Below are 24197 nucleotides of genomic sequence, written 5' to 3'. Positions count from 1 at the left end.
ATCACTTAAAAAATTAACTTTACATAATAAAATTATAGTTGTTAAAAAGACAATTTCTATATTATTTCAATAGAAATTGTCTTTTAAAATTAACATCATTTATATGATAAAATACACGTTAATGTATAAACAGTAAACGATGAATAACTTATCATTACTATCTTACTCTTATTCTGATATTTGAAATTTATTCGTAGTCAATATCTTTATCTGCAATAACATTGTCATCTACTTCAATCGTATATCCAGCAGAATCACCTTGTTCAATTTTTAATGGAATAGTAATGATTTTATCCTTGTGAATATTGTATGTTTGACTTACCTGTGTACCACTATTATTTTTATCTCTAATATAAATCTTTACCTTTTGGCTTTCTCCATCATTTCCAGTATACGGAATATGATAAGTTTCCGTATAATTTTTTACGCTTGTCGTATGATTATCTTTCTTATCATCAGAAGAATCCGAGTCCTCTTTTGAATCTTTTTTTTTATCTTTCCCCTTAGAAACCATAAGTTCTACTGTACTTCCTTCATTTACTTCAGTCTGTTTTGGAGATTGTGAAATAATGATATCCTTATCTTTAGTATCACTATTAGTCGTCTTAACTTGTACTTTTAGACCCCTCGACTCTAATTCTTTTTTAGCATTTTGATAGTTTTTATTTTCATAGTCTTTGACGTAAACTTTTTTTACACCTAACGATTCAGTCAGTACAATATGATGATCGTTAATTTTCACCGATTCATTAGGGTTAATATTTTGCTTGAAAATATATCCTTTTGGCATTTGACTATTATATTCTTGATTAATTGTCACATGATTTAATTTATGATCTTTAAGTTTTTTTATAGCATCTTCTTTTTTAATCCCTATCACATTAGGCATATTTATCTTTTCTGGACCTTTTGATAATACAACATCTACTTTTTCTTGTTGGTTAACACGTTCTCCTGCTTTAGGATTGGAGTTAATAATTTTATTTTCGGGATAGTCATCATTATATTCTCTAGATATATGTCCTATTTCTAAATGCGAAGCTTTTAATACTTTTTCTGCTTCTTTTTCAGTTTTACCCGTTAAATCAGGCATTTCTGCATATTTATCACCAAGCATGCCCCAAGCGATAAACCCAATCAAGCTTAATAATAAAAGCGCTAGAATAAAAATAATAGCGACCTTTTTCTTTTTAGAACGTTTTTTACGTTGAGATGTGTACACATTATTTTCACTTGCTTGAAATTTATGATGATTGATAATAGGAATTTGCATCGTTTGCGCTATATCTTTTTTATGATTTTCTTCATCAAGTTTGTTTTTTATTTCTTTTTTATCAATGGGTACTGTTTGGGTGGTATCACTTATACGCGTATGCTTTTCTTCATTTAATCTGCTTGTAACAAGCACACTACTCAAATCATTATACATTTCTTCTATCGTTTGATAACGATCTTTAGGGTTTTTTTCAGTCGCCTTAAGTACCACATTACTTAAAGATTGTGGAATATTTGGATGTTTTTCAGTAATATTAGGAACTGTTTCTTGAATATGTTTAATAGCAATACTTACAGCTGTCTCTCCCCTAAAAGGAGGTTCACCAACTAACATTTCATACAATACTATACCAATTGAATAGATATCGGTTGTTTCATTCGTTTTATCTCCTTTAGCTTGTTCAGGAGATAAATATTGAACCGTTCCAAGCACATGATTTGTTTGAGTCATTGATGTCTCACTTAACGCTTTTGCGATGCCGAAATCAAAAATTTTTAAAATTTTATCTTTATTAATTAGTACATTTTGAGGTTTAATATCTCTATGTATAATACGTTGCTCATGTGCTTGTTTTACCCCATTTAAAATTTGCTTAATAAAATCAATAGCTGTTTCTATATTCAATGGACCATGGCTATGTATATACTCAGATAGTGTCGGTCCATCAATATATTCCATAATAAGATAGAAATTATCATCATCTTCTTCAACATCATATACTTCCACAATATTTTCATGAACAATTTGTGTAGCACTATTTACCTCTCTGTAGAAACGTTTCATAGTTTCATCTTTTTCGTTTTGTGAAATAGAAATTGCTTTAATAGCCACTTTACGTTCAAGTATAGTGTCTTCAGCAAGATAAACAATACTCATTCCTCCGCCACCAAGTTTATCTAAGAGTTGATAGCGATCATTAATTAGCTTGCCATTCATACATTATTACCCTCAATTTCAGCTAATAGTACACTCACATTATCTTTAGATTGATGATCTAAGGCAGCTTGTATTAGTGCTTCTCCAAGTTCATTTAATGATGTAGACTGATTCATTAACGTTTCTATTTCATGATTTCTTACATAATCTGACAGTCCATCAGAATTAAGTAATAAATAATTATAGTAACTGATGCGCTTTGTAAAAATATCAGGACTTACTCGGCGATCAGTACCCATTACTTTAGTGATTATATTACGTTGAGGATGATTAAACGCTTCTTCTTCAGTAATTTGTCCGGTCATAAGCAAATGATTAACAAATGAATGATCATATGTAATCTGTTCAATTTCTCTTGAATTAATCACGTATGCTCTAGAATCACCAATATTTGCTACTACAATTTTATTATCAAATATGAGGGCACATACACACGTTGTGCCCATACCACGATATTCTTCATTCGTTGTAGCATATTCAAATAATTCGAGATTAATATCTTTTAATGTTTTACTTAACCATGATTCAGCTTGGTCTAATTCAATAAAGTTTTCTGTTTCAAAATAGTCTCGTAATTGATTAGTAACAAATTGACTTGCAACTTCACCTGCTTTATGACCACCCATTCCATCACACAACACTAACAATTGTTGATGTGTTTGGTTATAAAATATACCTCCCGCGTCTTCGTTCTTTTCTCGATGTTGTCCAGTATCTGTGAAAAACTGTGCGTTAAGCATGATGATTACCTCGTTTCTACTTGTCGTTCCTTAGCTCTTAATTGTCCACATGCTGCATCTATATCTGAGCCTTGTTCTCTTCTAATTGTTGCATTGATGCCTAAACGTTTCAATTCTTTTTCAAATTTAAAAATATCATCTTTTGGTGTTTTAACATAATTACGTTCAGGAACATGATTGACTGGTATAAGATTTACATGACAGTTTAAATCTTTAATTAAATGTGCTAAATCTCTTGCATGTTCAAGTTGATCATTTACGCCTCCAAATAATCCATATTCAAATGTAATTCGACGATTCGTTTTTTCTTGATAATATTTGATTGCTTCCATTAATTTTTCAACATTATACGCTCTATTAATTGGCATTAATTTTGAACGAATTTCATCTTTAGCAGCATGTAAACTTACTGCAAAATTAATTTGAATTTGTTCATCAGCAAAGTCATAAATACGTGGGATAATTCCTGACGTTGATACTGTAATATGTCGCGCCCCAATGTTTAAACTATTATCATCATTGACTATTTTTAAAAAGTCCATCATTTCATCATAATTTTCGAAGGGTTCACCAATTCCCATAATAACAATTTGTGATACACGTTCATTAGTAGCATCAAGTGCTTTTTGAACTGTGAGTACTTGAGATACAATCTCGCCAGCCTCTAAGTTACGCTTTAAACCACCTAAAGTTGAAGCACAAAATGTACAACCAATTCGACAGCCTACTTGAGTCGTTACACATACAGAATTACCGTAATCGTGTCTCATTAATACCGTTTCAATGGTATAACCATCTTGTAATTCAAATAAAAACTTAATTGTTCCATCTTTACTTTCTTGTTTAACTACGGTAGTTAACGTTGTCATAACAAAGTTATCTTTTAACAATTGTCTTAAGTCTTTAGATAAATTAGTCATCTCATCAATAGTGTCTACACGCTTTTGATATAACCATTCAAAAATTTGTTTAGCTCTAAATTTTTGTTGTCCGTGCTCAATTAACCAATTTTGCATTTCATCATATCTTAACGAATATATTGATTGTTTTTCAAAATTTGGTAAGAATTTATTTTTTTTCTTTTTTTCAGCAGTTATCATCTTAACTTTCCTTTCTTTTTATTTTAGTAATGAAAAAGCCATCTGAATTAAAGTCTTGTGGCAAAATTTGTAGTGTTTTTACTTTTTCACCAGTAACAGGATGCGTCATCAATTCAAATTCAAAATCTTTATTTTCTTTTAAAAATGTATAAATTACATTTTCATTTTCCATTTGTTCAATTGTGCAAGTTGAATAAATAAGTGAACCGCCTGGTTTCAAGTTATGTTTAACATTATCTAATATACTTAATTGAATTTCTACAAGATCATTAATACTATCCTTAGATTGTACATATTTAATTTCAGGCTTATGTCTTAATACACCTAATCCACTACAAGGTGCATCTACTAAAATTTTGTCATATAGTTCTGAATATGGTTGTGTTGCATCATGGTCGAAAGTGGACACATTCTTTAATTTTAACTTTTTGATATTTTCTTTAATTAAACCAATTTTATGCTTATGAATATCTGTAGCATCTACATGGCCTGTGGATGCTAGTAATTCTGCCATATGACAAGCCTTACCGCCAGGAGCACTGCATGCATCTAGTATGGTATCGTCTTTTTGAACATCCATTAAATATCCTACTAACATTGAACTTTTATCCTGGATGGAAATAAGTCCATCTTTAAAAGCTCGAGATTCAATCACTGGTTTACCTGTAAGGTGTAAACAATATGGAATGAGTTGATCGATATCCACATGATAGCCTTCTTGTAAAAGCTCCTTACTTATTGTTTCAACATCCGTACGACTTGTATTCACTCTTACTGTACTTGCAGATTGTACTAGAAATGATTTTGCAATCTTATGTGTCGTTTCTATTCCGTAATGTGTAATCCAATGCTCAATAATCCATCTTGGTATACTATATTCAATCGTCATACGTTGCTTTTCATTCTTAATTGTTTCCAATGTCGGTAAGTCACTTTTAAATATGTGACGAAGTATAGCATTAACGATGTTCCCATTGTGCTGGCCACCACGACGTTTAGCAATATTAACTGCTTCATTTATAATTGCATGATTAGGTATTTTATCTAGGAAGACATATTGATATAAACTCATCCATAATAATTGACGTACCCAACCTTTAATTCTAGTCTTAACAAAGGGTTTTAAATAAAAATCTAAAGTCATTTTACGCTTTATTGTTCCATAAACTAATTCTGTAAACAATGCTTTATCGACAGTTGCAATATTATATTGGTTAATGACTTCGTTAATTTTTAAATTGCTATAAGCATTATCGTTTAAAATATCTTGAATGGTATGAAATGCAAGGTCTCTTACTGATTGTGTCATACTAATTTAGTCCCCACTAATGAATCTTGTACACCACTTAAATATTGAGCAGCAAGCATTCGTTTTTTCCCAGATAATTGAATATCTGTTAATGCAATAGCATCCAAAGAGCCAGTTCCTACAATAATTGCAGTCTTAGTGATTTCTATAATTTCACCTGGTTCTCCGTTTTTTCCTTTTTCAATATGAGCTTGATATAGTTTTAAATTTTTATCATTCATAGTTGTATAAGCCACTGGCCATGGTGATAATCCGCGAATATGATTGTGTATCTCTTTAGCGCTTTTAGTCCAATCGATACGTTCATCTTCTCTGCTAATATTAGACGCAAACGTTGCTTTTGAATCATCTTGTGGAATACTTTCATTTGAACCATCTATAATAGAAGGTAATGTTTCTTTTAATAAATCTGCACCTAAAAAGCTTAATTTATCGTGCATTGATCCTACATTATCATCATCTTCAATGTCGATGGCCTTTTGAGAAATAATATTACCTGCATCTAACTTTTTCACCATATACATGATTGTAATACCCGTTTGTGCTTCACCATCTATAATGGCTTGGTGAATAGGTGCTCCACCACGATATTTTGGCAATAATGAGGCATGTACATTTACAGCACCTAACTTAGGAAGATTTAATAGACTTTCAGGTAATAATTGTCCAAATGCTGCCGTTACAATTAAATCAGGATTTAAATCCATAAGTTCATTTAACTCATTAGAATCTTTTAACTTTTCAGGTTGATATACTGGAATGTGATATGTTTCTGCCACTTTCTTTACAGGAGGAGGGGTTAATACACGCTTACGTCCTACTGGTCTGTCTGGTTGAGTAACTACTGCGATGACTTCATGTTCAGCGATTAACATCTCTAGTACTTTTGTTGAAAAATCTGGTGTTCCCATAAAAATTATCTTACTCATTGTCAAAATATGCCTCCACTTCTTTTTCAGTCAATATTTTTGTAGCACGTTCGGTAAATGGAATACCATCTAATTGATCAATGATGTGCAGTATCATTCTAGCCACATCATCATAAGCAGTTAATTCAATCTCGTGACCTTCTAAATCATTTGCTTCTACAGTTATCATTTTACTACGTTCTACCTCCCCAAATACATTAGGAAGATTAACCGAACCTTCTAAATCAATGATTTTTTCATTAGATTCTGTTTTGATTTTAGGATTGATTAATTGCAAGAGTCCTTCCGCTTCCATGTCAATTATAGCAACACGTTGACTTACACCAATTTGTGGCGCTGATAAAGCTGATGCTTCTTCAGAATATAAAGTGTCTTCAATATCTAATAATAAACGTTTTAAATTTTCATCAAAAGTTGTTATCTTTTTTGCTTTTTTAGATAAAACAGGATGAGTCGATGGAACTAATTTCTTTATTGCCACTTAGAACGCCTCCCGAAAAAAATTCATCATATTATTATAACGTAATTCAATTTAAAATGCGACCTTAGTCTTATCTTCACTCTTCTCAGATAACTTTAATTGCTTTTAATTTTTTTCATATCTAAAATAATTATGAAGACAATTAATATATTAAATAGACTAAGGAGGTATAAAGAATGGAAGTCAATAAAGTGATTTACATTATCCTAGCTGTCTTTTTAGGTGGCTTTGGCGTACACAAATTTTATGCTGGTAAAATGATGTCTGGTCTTCTTCATTTATTATTCTGTTGGACAGGAATTCCTCATATTATTGCAATCATCAGTGCGATTCTGACATTACTAAGACCAGCAGATGAAAATGGAAACGTAACAATGTAACATGTAAATACAAAAAGAGTTACACCACGCAGTTAAACGCAAACGGTGCAACTCTTTTTTTACATTAATATTTGAGGATTGATATCAATCCTTAACGATAATTTATCTTTAATATATGCTTCATGATAATAATCATCTAAGTACTGTAATGCATGAATTAATTCTGGCTCACTCTTGTATTTAACCAATATTTGAAAACGATGTTCGTTATTAATTCTAGCAATTGCCGCTGGAGAAGGTCCAAGTACGAGTGCTCTTTCTGAAAGATGTTGCAGTAAAATTTGATGTACATGTTTAGCAGCTTCCATTACTTTTTTCATATTTTTATGCGCAATAGTAAAATTAATTAAATAATAATAAGGTGGATATTTACCTAATTTTCTAAATTGCATTTCTTTATGATAAAACGTTAAATAATCATTTTTTTGAACATCTTCTATTGCATAATGAGTTGGATTATATGTTTGAATAATCACTTTACCGGGTTTTTCATGACGACCAGCACGACCTGAAACTTGTGTAAGTAACTGATACGTTCTTTCACTCGCTCTAAAGTCGGGCAAATTTAACATTGTGTCGGCATTAAGCACACCAACTAATGTTATATTTGGATAATCTAAACCTTTTGCAATCATTTGTGTGCCTAATAAAATATCGCCTTTTCCCTTTTCAAAATCAGTCAATAGCTTTTCATGTGCACCTTTTCTTGACGTCGTATCTACATCCATACGAATAATACGTGCCTCTTCAAATTCTTGTTGTAAAATTTCTTCTACCCTTTGTGTACCTGTACCAACCTGTCTAATATGCGGGCTTTCACAATTAGGACACAGGTTAGGAGGCAAGTCTTGATAGCCGCAATAGTGGCATTTTAGTTGGTCTGTCGTCTTATGATAAGTTAACGAAATATCGCAATGTGGACATTGTGGAACATATCCACAATCTCGACATAACATAAACGAAGCATAACCCCGTCGATTTAAAAATAAAACGATTTGTTCATTTTTATTCAGTCTATCATGAATCGCTTGTCTTAATTCTTCAGAGAACATGGAACGATTACCTGAACTTAGTTCTGCTCTCATATCAATGATATCTATTGAAGGTAAAGCTTGTTGATTAACTCTTTCAGGTAAAGTAAGTAATTGATATACATTTTTTTCTGCCCGTGCATAAGATTCAAGACTTGGTGTCGCACTTCCTAATACTAATGGACATTGATGAAATTGACTTCTCCATTCTGCTATGTCTCTAGCATGATAACGTGGATAATCTTCTTGCTTATATGTTGATTCATGTTCTTCATCAATAATAATAATGCCTAAGTTTTTAAATGGTGCAAAGATACTTGATCTCGCACCTACGCTTACACGTGCTCTTCCATCTCTAATTTTTTGCCATTCATCATATCGTTCACCATTTGACAAACCTGAATGTAAGACAGCTACATCATCACCAAAACGTCGCTTAAAGCGTAAAACCATTTGTGGTGTCAGCGCAATTTCTGGAACAAGCATCATGGCTTGTTCATCTTTTTTTAATACTTCTTCAATGGCTTGCAAGTAGACTTCAGTTTTACCTGAACCTGTGACGCCGTGTAATAAAAATGTACGTTGTGCGTTGTGATCTATTTTTTCTTTAATTTGTTGAAATGCGTTATTTTGATCAGGGGTTAACATTCGTTTTTCTTCTTTTTCAAAGATACGATTTGCAAAAGGATCTCGTTCAATTTCAGCATCATATTTTTCAAGGAAACCTTTTTTGACGAGACCCTCTATACTTGATTTAGAAAACCCCATTTCTTCAAGTTCTTTTAAAAATACATTTCTATGATGTTCTTCTAAAAGATAAGCATACACATCATATTGTTTTAATTTCTTTTCTAGTAAAGCTAATATATCATCTGGATTGTATCCTTCAACAACTCGTACTGCACGCTGTGTTTTTCTTTTTGTATGTTGAGATAATATGGTTTCTTCTTCTATTAAATGTTGTTCAAGTAAACGATTTAATATATTTAAATGATTATTTTTTTGCGCATCTTTATACTTATAATATCCGTTGTTATCAAAATATTTTAATATATCTTCTTCAATATCATTGTGACGGACTATTTTAAATACTTTAGTGTATTTTGCTTTAATCGCGCTTGGAAGCATTGCCTCTAACACAGAAATGCGTTTTGAAATATGATAATGACTCAACCATTCACTTAATTGGATAAGTTCAGGTGTTAATTCTGGTCGAATATCTCTAATTTCTTTAATTGCTTTCAATTTATCTATATTGACATCTTCACTTGGTTGTTGTTGTATATCCATAACATATCCTTGAATGGTACGTGGACCAAACGGTACAACAACTCTTACACCCACTTTTATAAAATCTTTTAAATGGTCAGGTACGAGATAATCGAATTTAAAATCAACACTCTTAGAAGGAATATCTACAATGACCTTCGCAATCATTATTGCCACCTAGTTTCCAGTTCATCTAAAATTTGTTGTGCAAGTTGCACTTTCTTTCCTTTTTTTATATTAATACGTTGTCCATTTTTAAAATGCATAGTGAGTTCATTATCATCAGATTGAAATCCAATGGTCTGATCTCCTACATTATTCGAAATAATGACATCCGCATTTTTACGTTTTAATTTATCTTGTGCATAAGCATTAATATTTTGGGTTTCAGCTGCAAATCCGACCAAGTATTGATGTGTTTTATGTTCACCTAAATATTTCAAAATGTCCTTTGTTCGCTTAAAAGTGACAGAAAGATTGCCATCTTGTTTTTTCATTTTATGATTCAATACATCAGCCGGCGTATAATCTGAGACGGCTGCTGCTTTAACAACAATATCTTGTTCTTCATATCGACTTGTAACTGCATTAAACATTTCTTCTGCACTTTCTACATGAATGACTTCTACATTCTCTGGATTATCAAGTTGCGTTGGTCCTGCCACAAGCGTCACCTTTGCACCTCTTTTAGCTAAAGCTTCTGCAATTGCATATCCCATTTTTCCAGAGGAACGATTAGATACAAACCTTACTGGATCAATTACTTCAATTGTAGGACCGGCAGTAACTAAAGCATGTTTCCCTTCAAAAGAAGTATGAGATATGTGTGATAGTTCATTCTTATCTTTAAAATAATCATTTATGATTTTGACAATTTGAAGAGGTTCCTCCATACGTCCCTTTGCAATGTACCCACATGCTAAAAAACCATCTCCAGGTTCAATAAAATGATATTCATCGTCTTTTAATACAGAAATATTATGTTGCGTACGTTTATTTTCATACATATGAACATTCATAGCTGGAGCAATAAATTTAGGGGTTTCTGTAGCAAGTAGCGTTGATGTGACGATATCATCAGCAATACCTACACTTAATTTGGCAATAGTATTAGCGGTAGCAGGTGCAACAACGATACAGTCTGCCCAATCACCTAATGCTATATGTTGAATGTCTTCAGGATTTTCTTCAATAAATGTATTGGTATATACAGGGTTTCTACTAATGGCTTGAAAGGCTAAAGGTGTAACAAATTCTTGTGCATGATCAGTGAGCATTACTCTTACATCATAATTCGCTTGCGTAAGTTTACTAGTTAAATCAATTGCTTTATAAGCAGCAATGCCTCCTGTAACAGCTAATAGAATGTTCTTCATGATTCGACTCCTTTAGTTATATTTATAGTCTTCACTTTTAAATTTATTATACACAACTAAGATGAAAAACTAAAAACACGGGAGTAGAACAGATTTTTAATTCACTGTTCTACTCCCGCAAGATTAACTGATTCTAAAAACGCTTATATAAGTACATTTTCAATTGAATCAGAGATTGCAAAAATGTTTAAAAGTCTGAAATACATGGTAACTTATATTTCAGAACAACAACTTAACTGATAACAAAATAATTTTATTTATGCTTGAAACTCTTCAGGTACAACAGGTGAAATTTTTCCGCTTGCGATCTCTTCTAGTGCTTCACCTACAGGTTTTGCTGAATGATAACCCTTTAGTAATGCAGTTTCAGGCTTTTCGTCTAATTCACGTGCACGTTTAGCAGCTGTTGTTGCAATTAAATATTTTGAATTAATTTGTGATTGTAATTGATTTAACGGTGGGTTTAACATTATTTCTTTGCCTCCAATAACATTTTTCTATATATCGCTTCAACGCGTTCTCTTTTTAAGTGCTCGGCTTCTACAATTGATTGAATTCTTTCTTTAGCCAAATGAACTTCATCATTAACAACGACATAATCATAAAGATTCATCATTTCTACTTCTTTACGTGCTTCATTTACCCTACTTTGAATCTTTTCATCTGTTTCTGTACCGCGACCAATAAGACGTTCTTTCAAATGATCTAAGCTTGGCGGTGCAAGAAAGATAAATAATGCGTCAGGAAATTTTTTTCTTACTTGTTTCGCACCTTCAACTTCAATTTCTAAAAACACATCATGACCTTCAGCCATTGTATCTTTAACATATTGTACGGGTGTCCCATAGTAATTTCCTACATATTCGGCATATTCAATAAATTGATCTTCTTGAATTAATGCTTCAAATTCTTCTTTCGTTTTAAAAAAGTAATCTACACCGTTAACTTCTCCTTCTCGCATTTGACGCGTAGTCATCGAGATTGAGTATTTATATGATGTAGTTGGATCGTCAAATATCTCTTTACGAACAGTTCCTTTACCTACTCCTGAAGGACCTGAAAGAACAATTAGTAATCCTTTTTCATTATCCATGCCTTACGACCTCTCTAAGCTATTCTTCTATTATTTAAATATGATATCACATTGTTGTTTACGTTGTATAGAGTGTACTAGGATAAACTTAACTCATGACGCTCTATTGTTACCATGTTACAATATAATGAATGACAAAACTGAAGGTGGAAAAAATTATGGCTTATGATGGCTTATTTACAAAAAAGATAATAGAATCACTACAATTTTTAGTAACAGGTAGAATTCACAAAATTAATCAACCAGAAAATGACACAATCATTATGATTATTCGTCAAAATCGTAAAAACCATCATCTATTGTTATCTATTCATCCCAATTTTTCAAGAATGCATCTCACCAATAAAAAGTACGACAATCCCTTTGACCCACCAATGTTTGCACGTGTCTTTCGTAAGCATTTAGAGGGAGGTATTGTTAAATCAATACGACAAATCGGTAATGATCGTAGAGTAGAAATTGACATTGAAAGTAAAGATGAAATTGGCGATACGATATATCGAACAGTGATATTGGAAATCATGGGTAAACATAGTAATTTAATACTAGTAGATGATCAATATAAAATTATAGAAGGCTTTAAACACTTGACGCCAAATACAAATCAGTATCGTACAGTGATGCCTGGTTTCAAATATGAAGCTCCTCCTACTCAAAACAAACGAAATCCATATGATATTTCAAGTGATGAAGTGCTCAAATTCGTTGACTTTAATGCCGGAAAAATTGCTAAACAATTACTCAATGCGTTTGAAGGCTTTAGTCCTCTAATTACAAATGAAATTACAAATCGTTACCAATTTATGAATCAAGATACTCTACCTCAAGCTTTTGAAGAAGTGATTGACCAAACATTAAAAGTACCCGTACCAGTATTTCATAAAAATCATGAAACAGGTAAAGAAGATTTCTATTTTATGAAATTAAAACAATTCTCGGATGATATTGTTATCTATGATTCATTACATGATTTGTTAGATCGTTATTATGATGCTAGAGGTGAGCGAGAACGTGTAAAACAACGTGCGAATGATCTAGTACGCTTCGTACAACAACAATTACAAAAATATCAACACAAGTTAAGTAAACTTATAGACGAATACGAAAGTGCTAAAGATAAAGACACACAACAATTATACGGTGAACTCATTACTGCTAATATTTATCGTATTCAACAAGGTGACGCGTCTATAAACGTTCTAAATTATTATACTAATGAAGAAGTAACGATTCCATTAGACCCTACTAAATCACCATCTGTGAATGCTCAATACTACTATAAGCAATATAATCGAATGAAGACACGAGAAAAAGAACTCGATCTTCAAATTGCTCTTACACGTGAAAATATTGACTATTTTGCCAATATTGAACAGCAATTAGAACATATTACAGTTGATGAAATTGATGACATTCGTGATGAATTGGCAGAACAAGGATTTATGAAACAACGTAAAAATACTAAAAAGAAAAAACAAGATAAAATCCATTTACAAACATATATCTCTTCAGATGGAGACACGATTTTAGTAGGTAAAAATAACAAGCAAAATGATTATTTAACAAATCGTAAAGCTCAAAAATCACATATATGGTTCCATACTAAAGATATTCCAGGTTCGCATGTTGTCATTTTAAATGATGCACCGAGTGAGACTACGATAAAAGAGGCAGCAATGCTTGCGGGATATTTCTCTAAAGCTGGAAATTCTGGTCAGATACCGGTAGACTATACAGAAATCAAAAATGTCCATAAACCTTCTGGCGCTAAACCAGGATTTGTCACATATGATAATCAAAAAACGTTATATGCAACACCTGATTATGACCAAATCCAGCGTATGAAGCAGGATAAAAATTAAAAAAATAAAAATCCGTAGATGCTTTTTTTAAGTCATCTACGGATTTTATATATCATAGTGTCTATTTTTCTGGTAATGCAAGTTGGAAACTTACTCCAAATTTATCTTGCACCCATGCAAACTCACGAAATGGTGGCATAGAAGTTTTAGGCATCAGTATAGCACCTTCTTTTTTTAGACCATTAAATAAACGTTCCATTTCCATAGCATCTTCAACAGTGATATATAAAGAGATGGAAGGATTCATTGGTAATTCTTCACCATTATCGGCATCTATCGCCATGAATACTTGACCATTTAATGTGAAAATAGAATGTTGAACTGTCCCAGGTTCTCCAGGACCATCTTCTCCGTATTTTACCATTGTTAAAATCTCACTGTTTTTAAATAAGCTTGTATATAAATTGACTGCTTCTTCAGCTTGATTATTAAACATTAAAAATGGTGTTACTTTAGGTATTTCCATTGTAATCCTCCTATAATTTATAATTAATGTCTATTTTAAACTATTTTTAAAAATAATAAAAAGTTAGCTATTAAGAACTTTGAATTAAAAGTAGCTTTAATTTTGAAAACTTTCCATAAACAGTTAAAATTAAATAAAAGTATAATAGGAGGCATTTAATATGATGCATTATATTCTACCACTATTAGCAATGGTCATCGTTTTATTAATCGGATGGGTGTTAATTAAAATCTTTATACGTTAAGTTAATTATAGATTGATATAAAAAGATACATATAAATATGTTGATTCATATTTATATGTATCTTTCTTTCTATATTTAGATTTTATCTTTTTGACGTAAACGTGCTTTGGCTTTTTTAAAGAAGTCACTTGTATGCTCAAAAGATTCCATTTGTGCGTGATGCATATGTTTAATACTTTCTTTAATAGTTAACACATGTGCTGTTTGTTTAAATTCTTTTTCACTGTATAAAAATTGATTCACATGTTTTAACTGATTATAAAATGCATTATTATCTTTGTCTTTAGACAACTTTATCACCCTTTAAGCGAAACTTAGAGATTATCGCGCCAATCCACTAATGTTTGAATATCATTTTCTGAAATTTTGCCTTCTTCTTTAGCTACTTCAATAAGTTCATTATAATTACTTAGCGTATAGAATGGTAGATTCGCTTGTTTGAACATGTCGTCTGCTTTAGCTAGACCATAAGTAAAGATTGCAACTACACCTACGACTTCAGCCCCTGCTTCTCTTAAAGCTTCCACTGCAGTAATTGACGATCCCCCTGTTGAAATTAAATCTTCCACGACAACGACTTTTTTATTTTTACTTTGTGCGCCTTCAATTTGATTTTGTTTACCATGACTTTTACTTTTAGATCGTACATAGTTCATTGGTAAGTTTAGTTTTTCAGAAATATAAGCAGCATGTGGAATACCAGCAGTTGCTGTTCCTGAAATAACCTCTACATTATCAAAATGTTCTGTAATAAGTTCACTTAATCCATCACGAATGTCTTGACGTACTTTAGGGTAACCTAATGTAATACGATTATCACAATAAATAGGTGATTTTATGCCTGAACTCCATGTGAATAAGTCATTGGGTGATAAACTTACTGCTTCAATATCTAATAATGATTTTGCTATGTGTTTTGACATATTAACTTAACCAACTTTCCTTTATTTTTGTATAACTCTCTTGTGGATGCTCACTTTGAGTTATTGGACGACCCACTACAATGTGAGTTGAACCTAATTGTTTCGCGTCTTCTGGAGTTGTAATACGTTTTTGATCATTCACCGCTGCACCTTTAGGTCTGATACCAGGCGTCACCTTTAAAAAGTCAGAACCTAGAGACTTTGTCAGTAATTTAGCTTCTAATGGTGAACATACTACGCCATCTAATCCTGACTCCTGCGCTAATTTTGCATAATTCAACACTGCTTCTTCAATAGACGTTTGGATATTTTGTTCTTGATGAAGCATTTCTTCAGTCGTTGATGTTAATTGAGTCACTGCTATTATTTTAGTAGTTTCATTATATTTACGTAACCCTTTTACAGCATGTTTCATCATTTCAGTTCCACCAGCAGCATGCACGTTAACTAAATCAACATTTAACTTACCTAAACCCTCCATAGCTTTTTGAACTGTATTAGGAATATCGTGTAACTTAAGGTCTAAAAATATATCATGTCCACGTTCTTTTATTTTCTTAATTAAAGCTGGTCCAGTTTGATAATATAATTCCATTCCTACTTTTACAAAAAGTGGTTCATCAAATTGATCTAAAAAATCAAGAACATGATCCTCAGAATCAAAATCTAAAGCTATAATTGGTAAATCTCTCATTCATTAAACTCCTTTAAATAACTCACTTTTATTTTAAAAAGAAGCGACTTGTGCTTAAACATAAAGCAAGTTAACACATAAGTCGCTTATAATTACGGCATTACATATTTCTCATTGAAAATGTCATACTTTCAATGACATTTGTTAATGCACTTGCAGTATCTAATGAAGTTAAACATGGCACTCCGTTTTCTACAGTAGTACGTCGAATTTGGAAGCCATCTCTTTCAACTTCTTTACCTTTTGTCATTGTGTTAATAACAATTTGTACATCCCCATTTTGAATACGTGTTAATAAATCATCTTCTCCACCGATTTTACCAACAACTTCAACAGGGATATTGTGCGCTTCTAATTTTTGTGCAGTACCTTGTGTAGCTAAGATTTTATAACCTACTTCATTTAAACGGTGCGCAATATCAACGATTTCTTCTTTATCTTTATCACTTACTGTCATTAATACGGTACCATGATCTTTTACTTCTACACCACTACCTGTTAAACCTTTATATAAAGCTTTTTCAAGTGTTAAATCTTTACCCATCACTTCACCGGTAGATTTCATTTCAGGTCCAAGTGTCACGTCAACATTTTTTAATTTATTAAAACTAAATACCGGTGCTTTAACAAACACACCCTCTGAATATGGTTGAATACCTTGTTGATAGCCTAAATCTTTAAGCTTTGTACCCATTATTGCTTGCATGGCAAGTTGTGCCATTTGAATATCAGTAATTTTACTTAAGAAAGGCACTGTACGACTTGCACGTGGATTAACTTCTAATACATACACACCATCATGTGCAATAACGAATTGAATATTGATGAGACCCACAATGTTTAATCCTTTAGCTAATTTAATTGTATAATCTTCGAGAGTTTTTATTTCTTTATCGCTCAATGTTTGTGGTGGATACACTGCAATTGAATCACCGCTATGAACACCTGCACGTTCAATGTGCTCCATAATACCAGGAATAATAACTGTTTCACCATCAGAAATTGCATCGACTTCTATTTCTTTACCTGTTAAATATCTATCCACTAATACTGGATGTTCTGGACTTGCTTTAACAGCTTGTTCCATATAGTCTTCTAATTCTGCATCACTATTTACAATCTCCATGGCACGACCACCTAATACATAAGAAGGTCGTACAACTACTGGATAACCAATTTCGCGTGCATTTTCTAATGCTTCTTTAGGAGAAGTGGCTGTTTTACCTTTAGGTTGTGGCACATCAATTTTTCTTAAAAGTGCTTCAAATTCTTTTCTATCTTCTGCACGATTTAAATCTTCTAATGATGTTCCTAAGATTTTCACACCATGTTTAGCTAATTTATCAGCTAAATTGATTGCTGTTTGACCACCAAATTGAACTACTACACCTTTAGGTTGCTCTAAATTAATGATATTCATTACATCTTCTTCAGTTAGCGGTTCAAAATATAATTTATCTGAAATTGAAAAGTCTGTTGATACTGTCTCTGGATTATTATTAACAATGATTGCTTCATATCCGGCATTTTGAATTGCCCAAACTGCATGCACTGTCGCATAATCAAACTCTACACCTTGTCCGATACGTATTGGTCCAGAACCTAATACTAAAATTTTCTCTTTATCTGTAACTATAGATTCATTTTCTGTTTCATATGTTCCGTAATAGTATGGTGTAGATGATTCAAATTCTGCTGCACACGTGTCTACCATTTTATACACAGGTTTAATATCATTATCTTGACGTAATTGATATACTTCTTCTTCAGTCATATCAAAGCGATGAGCAATCACTTTATCACTGAAACCATAATCTTTTGCATATTTAAGATATTCTAAGTCTCCTGGATGCGCTTTAAGTTCATGTTCAATATGAATAATATTAAGGAATTTATTTAAGAAGAAATAATCAATTTTAGTCATTTCATGAATTTCTTGTAATGATGTGCCACGTCGAATCGCTTCACCAATAAAGAATAAACGCTCATCATCTTGATGACTAATACGTTCTTTAATGTAGTCTAAGTCATAACTTTCACCGTTTGGTAAACCAAGATGATGGACACCATATTCTAATGAACGAATCGCTTTTAATAATGATTCTTCATATGTACGACCAATAGCCATCACTTCACCAGTAGCCTTCATTTGTGTTCCTAATTCACGTTCACCTTTTTCGAATTTATCAAATGGGAAACGTGGAATTTTTGAAATGACATAATCAAGTGTTGGTTCAAACGCAGCATAAGATGTTCCAGTTATAGGATTTAGCATCTCATCTAATGTTAAACCAACCGCAATTTTAGCCGCTAATTTAGCAATTGGATAGCCTGTTGCTTTTGATGCTAGTGCAGATGAACGAGACACACGTGGATTAACTTCAATAATGTAATAATTTAATGAATATGGATCTAAAGCCAGCTGTACATTACAACCACCTTCAATACCTAAAGCACGAATCACTTTAAGCGATACATCACGTAACATTTGGTATTCAACATCTGATAGTGTCTGACTAGGAGCTACAACAACTGAATCTCCAGTATGGATACCTACTGGGTCAATATTTTCCATATTACATACTACAATGGCATTGTCATTTTTATCACGCATCACTTCATATTCAATTTCTTTATATCCTGCTATTGATTTTTCAATTAAACATTGAGTCGCTGGACTATAATGTAATCCATTACTTACAACTTCTTTTAATTCTTCATCATTATGACAGATACCACCACCAGTACCCCCCATTGTAAAGGCAGGACGTACAATTAATGGATATCCTACTTGTTCTTTGAATGCAAATGCTTGTTCTACAGTATTTACTATATCACTTTCAGGTACCGGAACATCTAATTCATTCATCAATGATCGGAATAATTCTCTATCTTCTGCTTGTTGTATAGATTCTAATTTTGTACCTAATAACTCTACATTATTTGCTTTTAATACACCGCTATCATGTAATTGTATTGCCATATTTAAACCTGTTTGTCCACCTAATGTAGGTAATAATGCATCAGGTTGTTCTTTACGAATGATACGTGCAATAAAGTCATGAGTTAAAGGTTCAATATATACTTTATCTGCAATTTCTTTATCAGTCATAATAGTTGCAGGATTTGAGTTTACTAAAATAACACGGTATCCTTCTTCTTTTAAAGCAAGACACGCTTGTGTTCCAGCATAGTCAAATTCTGCAGCTTGTCCAATAATAATAGGACCTGAACCAATTACTAAAATCGTTTTAATATCGTCACGTTTAGGCATTCGTTTTACTCTCCTTTTTATTATCTTTAAAATCTCTCATCATGTCTAAGAACTCATCAAATAAGTAATTTGAGTCACTTGGGCCTGGTCTTGCCTCTGGATGATATTGCACTGAAAAGGCTGGTAATGTTTTATGTCTTAATCCTTCAACCGTACCATCATTTAAAGCAATATGTGTCACTTCTAAATCTGTATTTTCTAATGAGTCTTTATCAATAGCATAACCGTGATTTTGACTTGTGATATCGACTTTACCTGTGCGTAAATCTTTTACAGGATGATTCGCACCACGATGTCCGAACTTCATCTTAAATGCTTTGGCACCTTGAGATAATGCAAATAACTGATGACCAAGACAAATGCCAAAGAATGGTATATTTCCTAAAACACCTTTAATCATATCTAAGGCAACATTAACTTCTTCTGGATCTCCAGGTCCATTTGAAAGCATGACACCATCTGGTGACATTGCTAATATTTCCTCTGCTGAAGTATCATAAGGTACTACAGTAACATTACATCCTCTTGAATTAAGCTCTCTAACAATATTTTGCTTTTTACCAAAGTCTAATAACACGACGCTTAAATCTGAGCCTGTTGATACATACGGTGTTTTTGTTGACACAGTAGTTACCTCATCACGAGGTAATTCTGCAGTTTTTAAGTTAGCTGCAAGTGATTCAATTTCCTCTTTATTGTCAGTAAATCCTGCTTTTAATACACCATATTTTCTAATTTTTCTAGTAATACTGCGTGTATCTACCCCTGAAATACCAGGAATTTGATATTGAACAAGCACTTCATGTAATGTTTTTTGTTTTCTAAAATTACTTGGATGCGTACTTGCTTCCTTAACCACTACCCCATTTAATGTAGGTGTAAGTGATTCAAAATCGTCTCTATTAATACCATAATTTCCAATTAAAGGATAAGTAAATGTAACAATTTGACCAGTATATGATGGATCAGAAATCGTTTCTTGATATCCAGTCATCGCTGTATTAAATACAATTTCACCGATTGATAATTGATCTGACCCTAATTTATATCCTTCATAATATGAACCATCTTCAAATACGAGATATCTACGTTCAAACATTTTACTTGTCCTCCTTAAATTTAACTTCACCCTCAACCATTGTTAAAACAGGGTTACCATATACTTTATATCCTATAAATGGTGTATTATCTGCTTTAGATAAGAAGTCTTCACCACGAATTTCTCTTTCTTCATCTAAATTGATGATTGTTAAGTCTGCATAGCTGCCTTCTTCTAATTTTCCATAAGGTAAATCAAATATTTGTGCTGGTTTAATTGTTAAGTAATCAACAAGTTGTTGTAATGACCAGTCTCCATTTTTAACAAAATGAGTATATAATAATGGGAAGGCTGTTTCACTTCCTACAATACCAAATGGTGCTTTTGTCATTGGCTGAGCTTTTTCTTCTTTGGCATGAGGCGCGTGATCTGTAGCAATACAATCAATGGTACCATCTAGTAATCCTTCTAATAATGCATCTCTATCTTCTTTACTTCTTAATGGTGGATTCATTTTAAAAATGGCATTATCACCTGGAACATCATCTTCAGTTAATAACAGATGATGTGGTGTCACTTCAGCAGTAACATGAATGCCTGCTGCTTTAGCATCACGAATTGCTCTTACACTTTCTTTTGTTGAAACGTGGCACACATGATAGTGACAATTTGCTGCTTCTGCTAATAAAACGTCTCGTGCAATTTGTACAGATTCACAAATGTTTGGAATGCCAGGAATACCTAATTCTTCACTACGTTTACCTTGATGCATTGCACCACCATAAATTAAGCTATTATCTTCACAATGAGCAACAACTGCTTTATTTAATTTTGCAGCTTGTTGCATCGCTTCATACATCATTGCTGACTCCTGAACACCTACACCATCATCTGTAAATGCAAATGCACCCTCTTTTGAAAGTGCTTCAAAATCAACATGCTCTTTACCAGCTTGACGAATTGTAATTGATGCATAAGGCAAGACACGGACTTGTGCATTTTCTTTAATTAATGATTGCAACTGATCCATGTGTTCTACTGTATCAGGTACAGGACGTGTATTAGGCATAGGACATACTGTTGTAAACCCGCCACGTGCAGCTGCTTTTGTTCCAGTTTCAATTGTTTCTTTATGTTCTCCACCTGGTTCTCTTAAATGTACATGCACATCTACTAGTCCTGGTGCTACAAACTGACCATTTGCATCAATGACTTCAGTACCTTCATCAATATTAATATTTTCATTCATTTCCTTGATATATTGTCCATCAATTAAAATTGACGTTGATTTAAGTTCACCATTGTCTAAAATTTTAGCATTTTTTATAAGTTTCATAATTATTCTCCTTTTCTTGATAAAAGTTTATCTATTACAGCCATTCTTAAATACATTCCATTTTCCATTTGTTTAAAGATTCTTGACTTAGGTGCTTCAACTAGTTCACTATCGATTTCTACGCCACGATTTACTGGAGCAGGATGCATCACTATCGCATCATCTTTTAAACGACGATACCTTTCTTTAGTTAACCCATATTGTTCATGATAATGATCAGCTTTAAAGTTTGCTTCATCAGTAATACCATGTCTTTCATGTTGAACTCTTAAAAGCATAATGATATCAACTTTATCAATCACATCATCAATATTTACATAGGGAGCATCTAATGTTTCATCTACCCATTCATTAGGACTTGAGAACATTACTTTAGCGCCAAGTGAGGTTAAACTTGTATAATTACTTCTTGCTACACGAGAATTTTTAATATCTCCACATATTAAAATATTTAATCCTTCAAACGTTTCGTATTCTTCATAAATCGTCATTATATCCAATAAGCTTTGAGTAGGATGCTGACCACTACCATCTCCAGCATTTGCAATCGGAATATTTAAATTTTCTAGTTCTTCGTAATATGCATTTTGAGGATGTCTAATGACTAATAAATTGACGCCAATACTCTCTAACGTTTTACAAGTGTCATAAAGTGATTCTCCTTTTTGTACTGAAGAAGTGCTTGTTTCAAAGTTAACTTGTTTCAATCCAAGATTAAGTTCAGCTACTTCAAAACTGCATTTTGTACGTGTTGAATTTTCAAAGAATAAGTTAGATACATATTTTCCTTCATACTGAGGGACAATTTCTTTTCCTGATTTAAAACGACTCGCTGTTTGAATAAGATTAAAAATATCGTCGTTTGTTAAATATTCCATTGAAAATAAATTTTTCATGACCTGCCTCCTAAAAGATCCTCTTTTATTTAATGTCTGATTCTTCTTTTTCTTTTGGCAAAATAAGATTTAATATGATTCCTGATAATGCTGCTAAAGCCATGCCTTCAATTTGTAGGTTCACACCAAGACTTTTTAAATTGATAAGTAAATTTCCAATACCAACTACTAATACTACTGATGCAATAACTAAATTACGATTACTAGCAAAATCAACACGACTTTCTACCAACATTCTAAGTCCACTTGCTGCAATAATACCGAATAATAAGATAGATACACCACCCATAACTGGTGTAGGAATTGATGAAATTAATGCTGAGAACTTACCTATAAATGATAAGATAATTGCAATCACTGCTGCGCCACCAATGACATAGATACTATATATTTTTGTAATTGCGAGTACACCAATATTTTCGCCATAAGTTGTACTAGGCGGTCCTCCAATAATACTAGCGAACATTGTTGAAACACCATCACCTATAATTGAACGATGTAAACCTGGATTTTCAAAGAAATTACGTCCTACAATTTTATTAATTACCATTTGATGGCCAATATGTTCACTGACTGTTACAAATACTATAGGCAACATGACTAAAATAAGTCCGATATGTATCGATGGAACATAATCTTTAAATGGTAAATATATATCTGGAAAATCTAGCCAACTGGCTTTAGCAATTGGTTTGAAATTAACAATGCCTACAAAAATTGACACAATATAACCTACAATAATTCCTATTAACACAGGAATAAGAGAAAGGAAGCCTTTAAAGAATCCTTGAACAATAATAGTTACTAGTAAAGTTACTAATGCTACTAATAAATAGCTTAAATTGTAACCCTTCATATCTCCTGAATTCTCATACATTGCCATGTTTACTGCTGTTGGTGCGAGACTTAAACCAATGACCATAATAACTGGACCAACAACAACTGGTGGTAAAAGATGCATCAACCAACCGGTACCACTTAATTTTATGAAGATACCAATAACGATATACATTACGCCACTAGCGAATAATGCGACAAGCATATCTCCTAAACTGTGTGTACTTAACCCCGTAATAATTGGAGTAATAAATGCAAAGCTTGAACCTAAATAGGCAGGTATCTTTGCTTTAGTAATTAATATATATAGTAATGTTCCTATCCCAGATGCTAATAATGCTGCAGAAATAGGTAACCCTGTTAAAAATGGAACAAGGACAGTTGAACCAAACATTGCAAATAGATGTTGTAAGCTTAAAAACGCCCATTGTGCTGGTTTTGGTTTATCTTTTACATCTAGTACTGGTTTGACAGTACGTTTAAACATTTGCTCATTTTCCATGAAATGTTCTTCCTTTCTAAAAAAGTCTCTTTACACTATGGTAAAGAGACTAAAATAAATTAATGAAATATTATAAAAAGCTTCTTTAAGTTTTTTATAACATGACATAGGAAAAGTATTTAATTTAAGTGAGACATATCATCTATCCAATTAATAAATACATTACACGCTCACCATTAAATACTTTACCTTTTTCAGTCTCTC

At 32.4% G+C, this 24197-nt stretch carries 21 protein-coding genes; 2 read left to right on the top strand and 19 right to left on the bottom strand.

What is annotated here, in order from left to right; all coding sequences use genetic code 11:
* Positions 1–187 precede the first annotated feature (187 nt).
* Genes pknB through HMPREF2561_RS08120 form a run of 6 tightly spaced genes read right to left on the bottom strand, consistent with a single transcriptional unit; the run spans position 188 to position 6771 of the window.
* Positions 188–2212: a Stk1 family PASTA domain-containing Ser/Thr kinase gene (gene pknB, locus HMPREF2561_RS08145; RefSeq protein WP_049379520.1), complete on the bottom strand. Its 2025-nt coding sequence runs from the start codon at positions 2210–2212 to the stop codon at positions 188–190.
* Positions 2209–2952: a Stp1/IreP family PP2C-type Ser/Thr phosphatase gene (locus HMPREF2561_RS08140; RefSeq protein WP_017174572.1), complete on the bottom strand. Its 744-nt coding sequence runs from the start codon at positions 2950–2952 to the stop codon at positions 2209–2211. The genes pknB and HMPREF2561_RS08140 overlap by 4 nt, the downstream gene beginning before the upstream one ends.
* Positions 2953–2957: 5 nt before the next feature.
* Positions 2958–4052: a dual-specificity RNA methyltransferase RlmN gene (rlmN, locus tag HMPREF2561_RS08135; RefSeq protein ID WP_017174571.1), complete on the bottom strand. Its 1095-nt coding sequence runs from the start codon at positions 4050–4052 to the stop codon at positions 2958–2960.
* A 1-nt stretch (position 4053) separates the two neighbouring features.
* Entirely contained in the window at positions 4054–5361 is a 1308-nt protein-coding gene (gene rsmB / locus HMPREF2561_RS08130; protein WP_049379523.1) for a 16S rRNA (cytosine(967)-C(5))-methyltransferase RsmB, read from the bottom strand.
* Positions 5358–6290: a methionyl-tRNA formyltransferase gene (gene fmt, locus HMPREF2561_RS08125; protein ID WP_029376748.1), complete on the bottom strand. Its 933-nt coding sequence runs from the start codon at positions 6288–6290 to the stop codon at positions 5358–5360. The genes rsmB and fmt overlap by 4 nt, the downstream gene beginning before the upstream one ends.
* Positions 6283–6771, bottom strand: coding sequence for a peptide deformylase (locus tag HMPREF2561_RS08120; protein WP_017174568.1), 489 nt, complete (start codon positions 6769–6771; stop codon positions 6283–6285). Before HMPREF2561_RS08120 ends, fmt begins: the two co-directional genes overlap by 8 nt.
* A gap of 176 nt (positions 6772–6947) precedes the next feature.
* On the opposite strand from HMPREF2561_RS08120, the gene HMPREF2561_RS08115 reads away from it, so the two are divergent.
* Positions 6948–7151 (top strand): TM2 domain-containing protein, encoded by a 204-nt coding sequence (locus HMPREF2561_RS08115; protein ID WP_002448731.1) that lies wholly within the window; start codon positions 6948–6950, stop codon positions 7149–7151.
* Positions 7152–7210: 59 nt separating this feature from the next.
* On the opposite strand, the gene priA is transcribed toward HMPREF2561_RS08115, so the two are convergent.
* From priA to gmk, 4 genes are all read right to left on the bottom strand, one after another.
* Positions 7211–9619: a primosomal protein N' gene (priA, locus tag HMPREF2561_RS08110; protein ID WP_049415291.1), complete on the bottom strand. Its 2409-nt coding sequence runs from the start codon at positions 9617–9619 to the stop codon at positions 7211–7213.
* Positions 9619–10827 carry a bifunctional phosphopantothenoylcysteine decarboxylase/phosphopantothenate--cysteine ligase CoaBC gene (coaBC, locus tag HMPREF2561_RS08105; RefSeq protein ID WP_019835570.1) on the bottom strand — a complete coding sequence of 403 codons (1209 nt, stop codon included), beginning with the start codon at positions 10825–10827 and terminating at the stop codon, positions 9619–9621. The genes priA and coaBC overlap by 1 nt, the downstream gene beginning before the upstream one ends.
* A 257-nt stretch (positions 10828–11084) precedes the next feature.
* The gene (gene rpoZ, locus HMPREF2561_RS08100) at positions 11085–11297 is read right to left on the bottom strand and encodes a DNA-directed RNA polymerase subunit omega (protein ID WP_049379526.1); all 213 of its coding nucleotides are present in this window, start codon (positions 11295–11297) and stop codon (positions 11085–11087) included.
* The gene (gene gmk, locus HMPREF2561_RS08095; protein WP_002448723.1) at positions 11297–11920 is read right to left on the bottom strand and encodes a guanylate kinase; all 624 of its coding nucleotides are present in this window, start codon (positions 11918–11920) and stop codon (positions 11297–11299) included. Before gmk ends, rpoZ begins: the two co-directional genes overlap by 1 nt.
* A 158-nt stretch (positions 11921–12078) precedes the next feature.
* On the opposite strand from gmk, the gene HMPREF2561_RS08090 reads away from it, so the two are divergent.
* The gene (locus HMPREF2561_RS08090) at positions 12079–13782 is read left to right on the top strand and encodes an Rqc2 family fibronectin-binding protein (RefSeq protein ID WP_019835569.1); all 1704 of its coding nucleotides are present in this window, start codon (positions 12079–12081) and stop codon (positions 13780–13782) included.
* Positions 13783–13843: 61 nt separating this feature from the next.
* Here the strand turns inward: HMPREF2561_RS08090 and HMPREF2561_RS08085 are convergent, their stop codons facing one another.
* The 9 genes from HMPREF2561_RS08085 to HMPREF2561_RS08045 form a co-directional block, all read right to left on the bottom strand.
* Entirely contained in the window at positions 13844–14248 is a 405-nt protein-coding gene (locus HMPREF2561_RS08085; protein ID WP_017174564.1) for a VOC family protein, read from the bottom strand.
* A gap of 319 nt (positions 14249–14567) precedes the next feature.
* Complete coding sequence (locus tag HMPREF2561_RS08080) at positions 14568–14792, bottom strand: hypothetical protein (RefSeq protein ID WP_231103763.1); 225 nt, start codon at positions 14790–14792, stop codon at positions 14568–14570.
* A 14-nt stretch (positions 14793–14806) separates the two neighbouring features.
* The gene (pyrE, locus tag HMPREF2561_RS08075; RefSeq protein WP_017174562.1) at positions 14807–15415 is read right to left on the bottom strand and encodes an orotate phosphoribosyltransferase; all 609 of its coding nucleotides are present in this window, start codon (positions 15413–15415) and stop codon (positions 14807–14809) included.
* 1 nt (position 15416) lies between these two features.
* Complete coding sequence (gene pyrF / locus HMPREF2561_RS08070; RefSeq protein ID WP_017174561.1) at positions 15417–16109, bottom strand: orotidine-5'-phosphate decarboxylase; 693 nt, start codon at positions 16107–16109, stop codon at positions 15417–15419.
* Positions 16110–16209: 100 nt separating this feature from the next.
* Positions 16210–19383 (bottom strand): carbamoyl-phosphate synthase large subunit, encoded by a 3174-nt coding sequence (gene carB, locus HMPREF2561_RS08065; protein ID WP_048762369.1) that lies wholly within the window; start codon positions 19381–19383, stop codon positions 16210–16212.
* Positions 19376–20482, bottom strand: a complete 1107-nt coding sequence (locus tag HMPREF2561_RS08060; RefSeq protein ID WP_017174559.1) for a carbamoyl phosphate synthase small subunit — start codon at positions 20480–20482, stop codon at positions 19376–19378. Before HMPREF2561_RS08060 ends, carB begins: the two co-directional genes overlap by 8 nt.
* Position 20483: 1 nt before the next feature.
* Positions 20484–21758: a dihydroorotase gene (locus tag HMPREF2561_RS08055; protein ID WP_017174558.1), complete on the bottom strand. Its 1275-nt coding sequence runs from the start codon at positions 21756–21758 to the stop codon at positions 20484–20486.
* A gap of 2 nt (positions 21759–21760) precedes the next feature.
* Positions 21761–22654 carry an aspartate carbamoyltransferase catalytic subunit gene (locus HMPREF2561_RS08050; protein ID WP_017174557.1) on the bottom strand — a complete coding sequence of 298 codons (894 nt, stop codon included), beginning with the start codon at positions 22652–22654 and terminating at the stop codon, positions 21761–21763.
* 25 nt (positions 22655–22679) lie between these two features.
* A complete protein-coding gene (locus tag HMPREF2561_RS08045; RefSeq protein WP_048680024.1) occupies positions 22680–23993 on the bottom strand; it encodes a uracil-xanthine permease family protein in 1314 nt (437 codons plus the stop codon).
* Positions 23994–24197 lie beyond the last annotated feature (204 nt).

The organism is Staphylococcus sp. HMSC069E10, assembly GCF_001809205.1.
In the GTDB taxonomy this organism is placed as follows: Bacteria; Bacillota; Bacilli; order Staphylococcales; family Staphylococcaceae; genus Staphylococcus; species Staphylococcus hominis.
The sequence above is the reverse complement of the archived record's forward strand: the minus strand, read 5'-3'. Positions and strand labels throughout refer to the sequence as shown.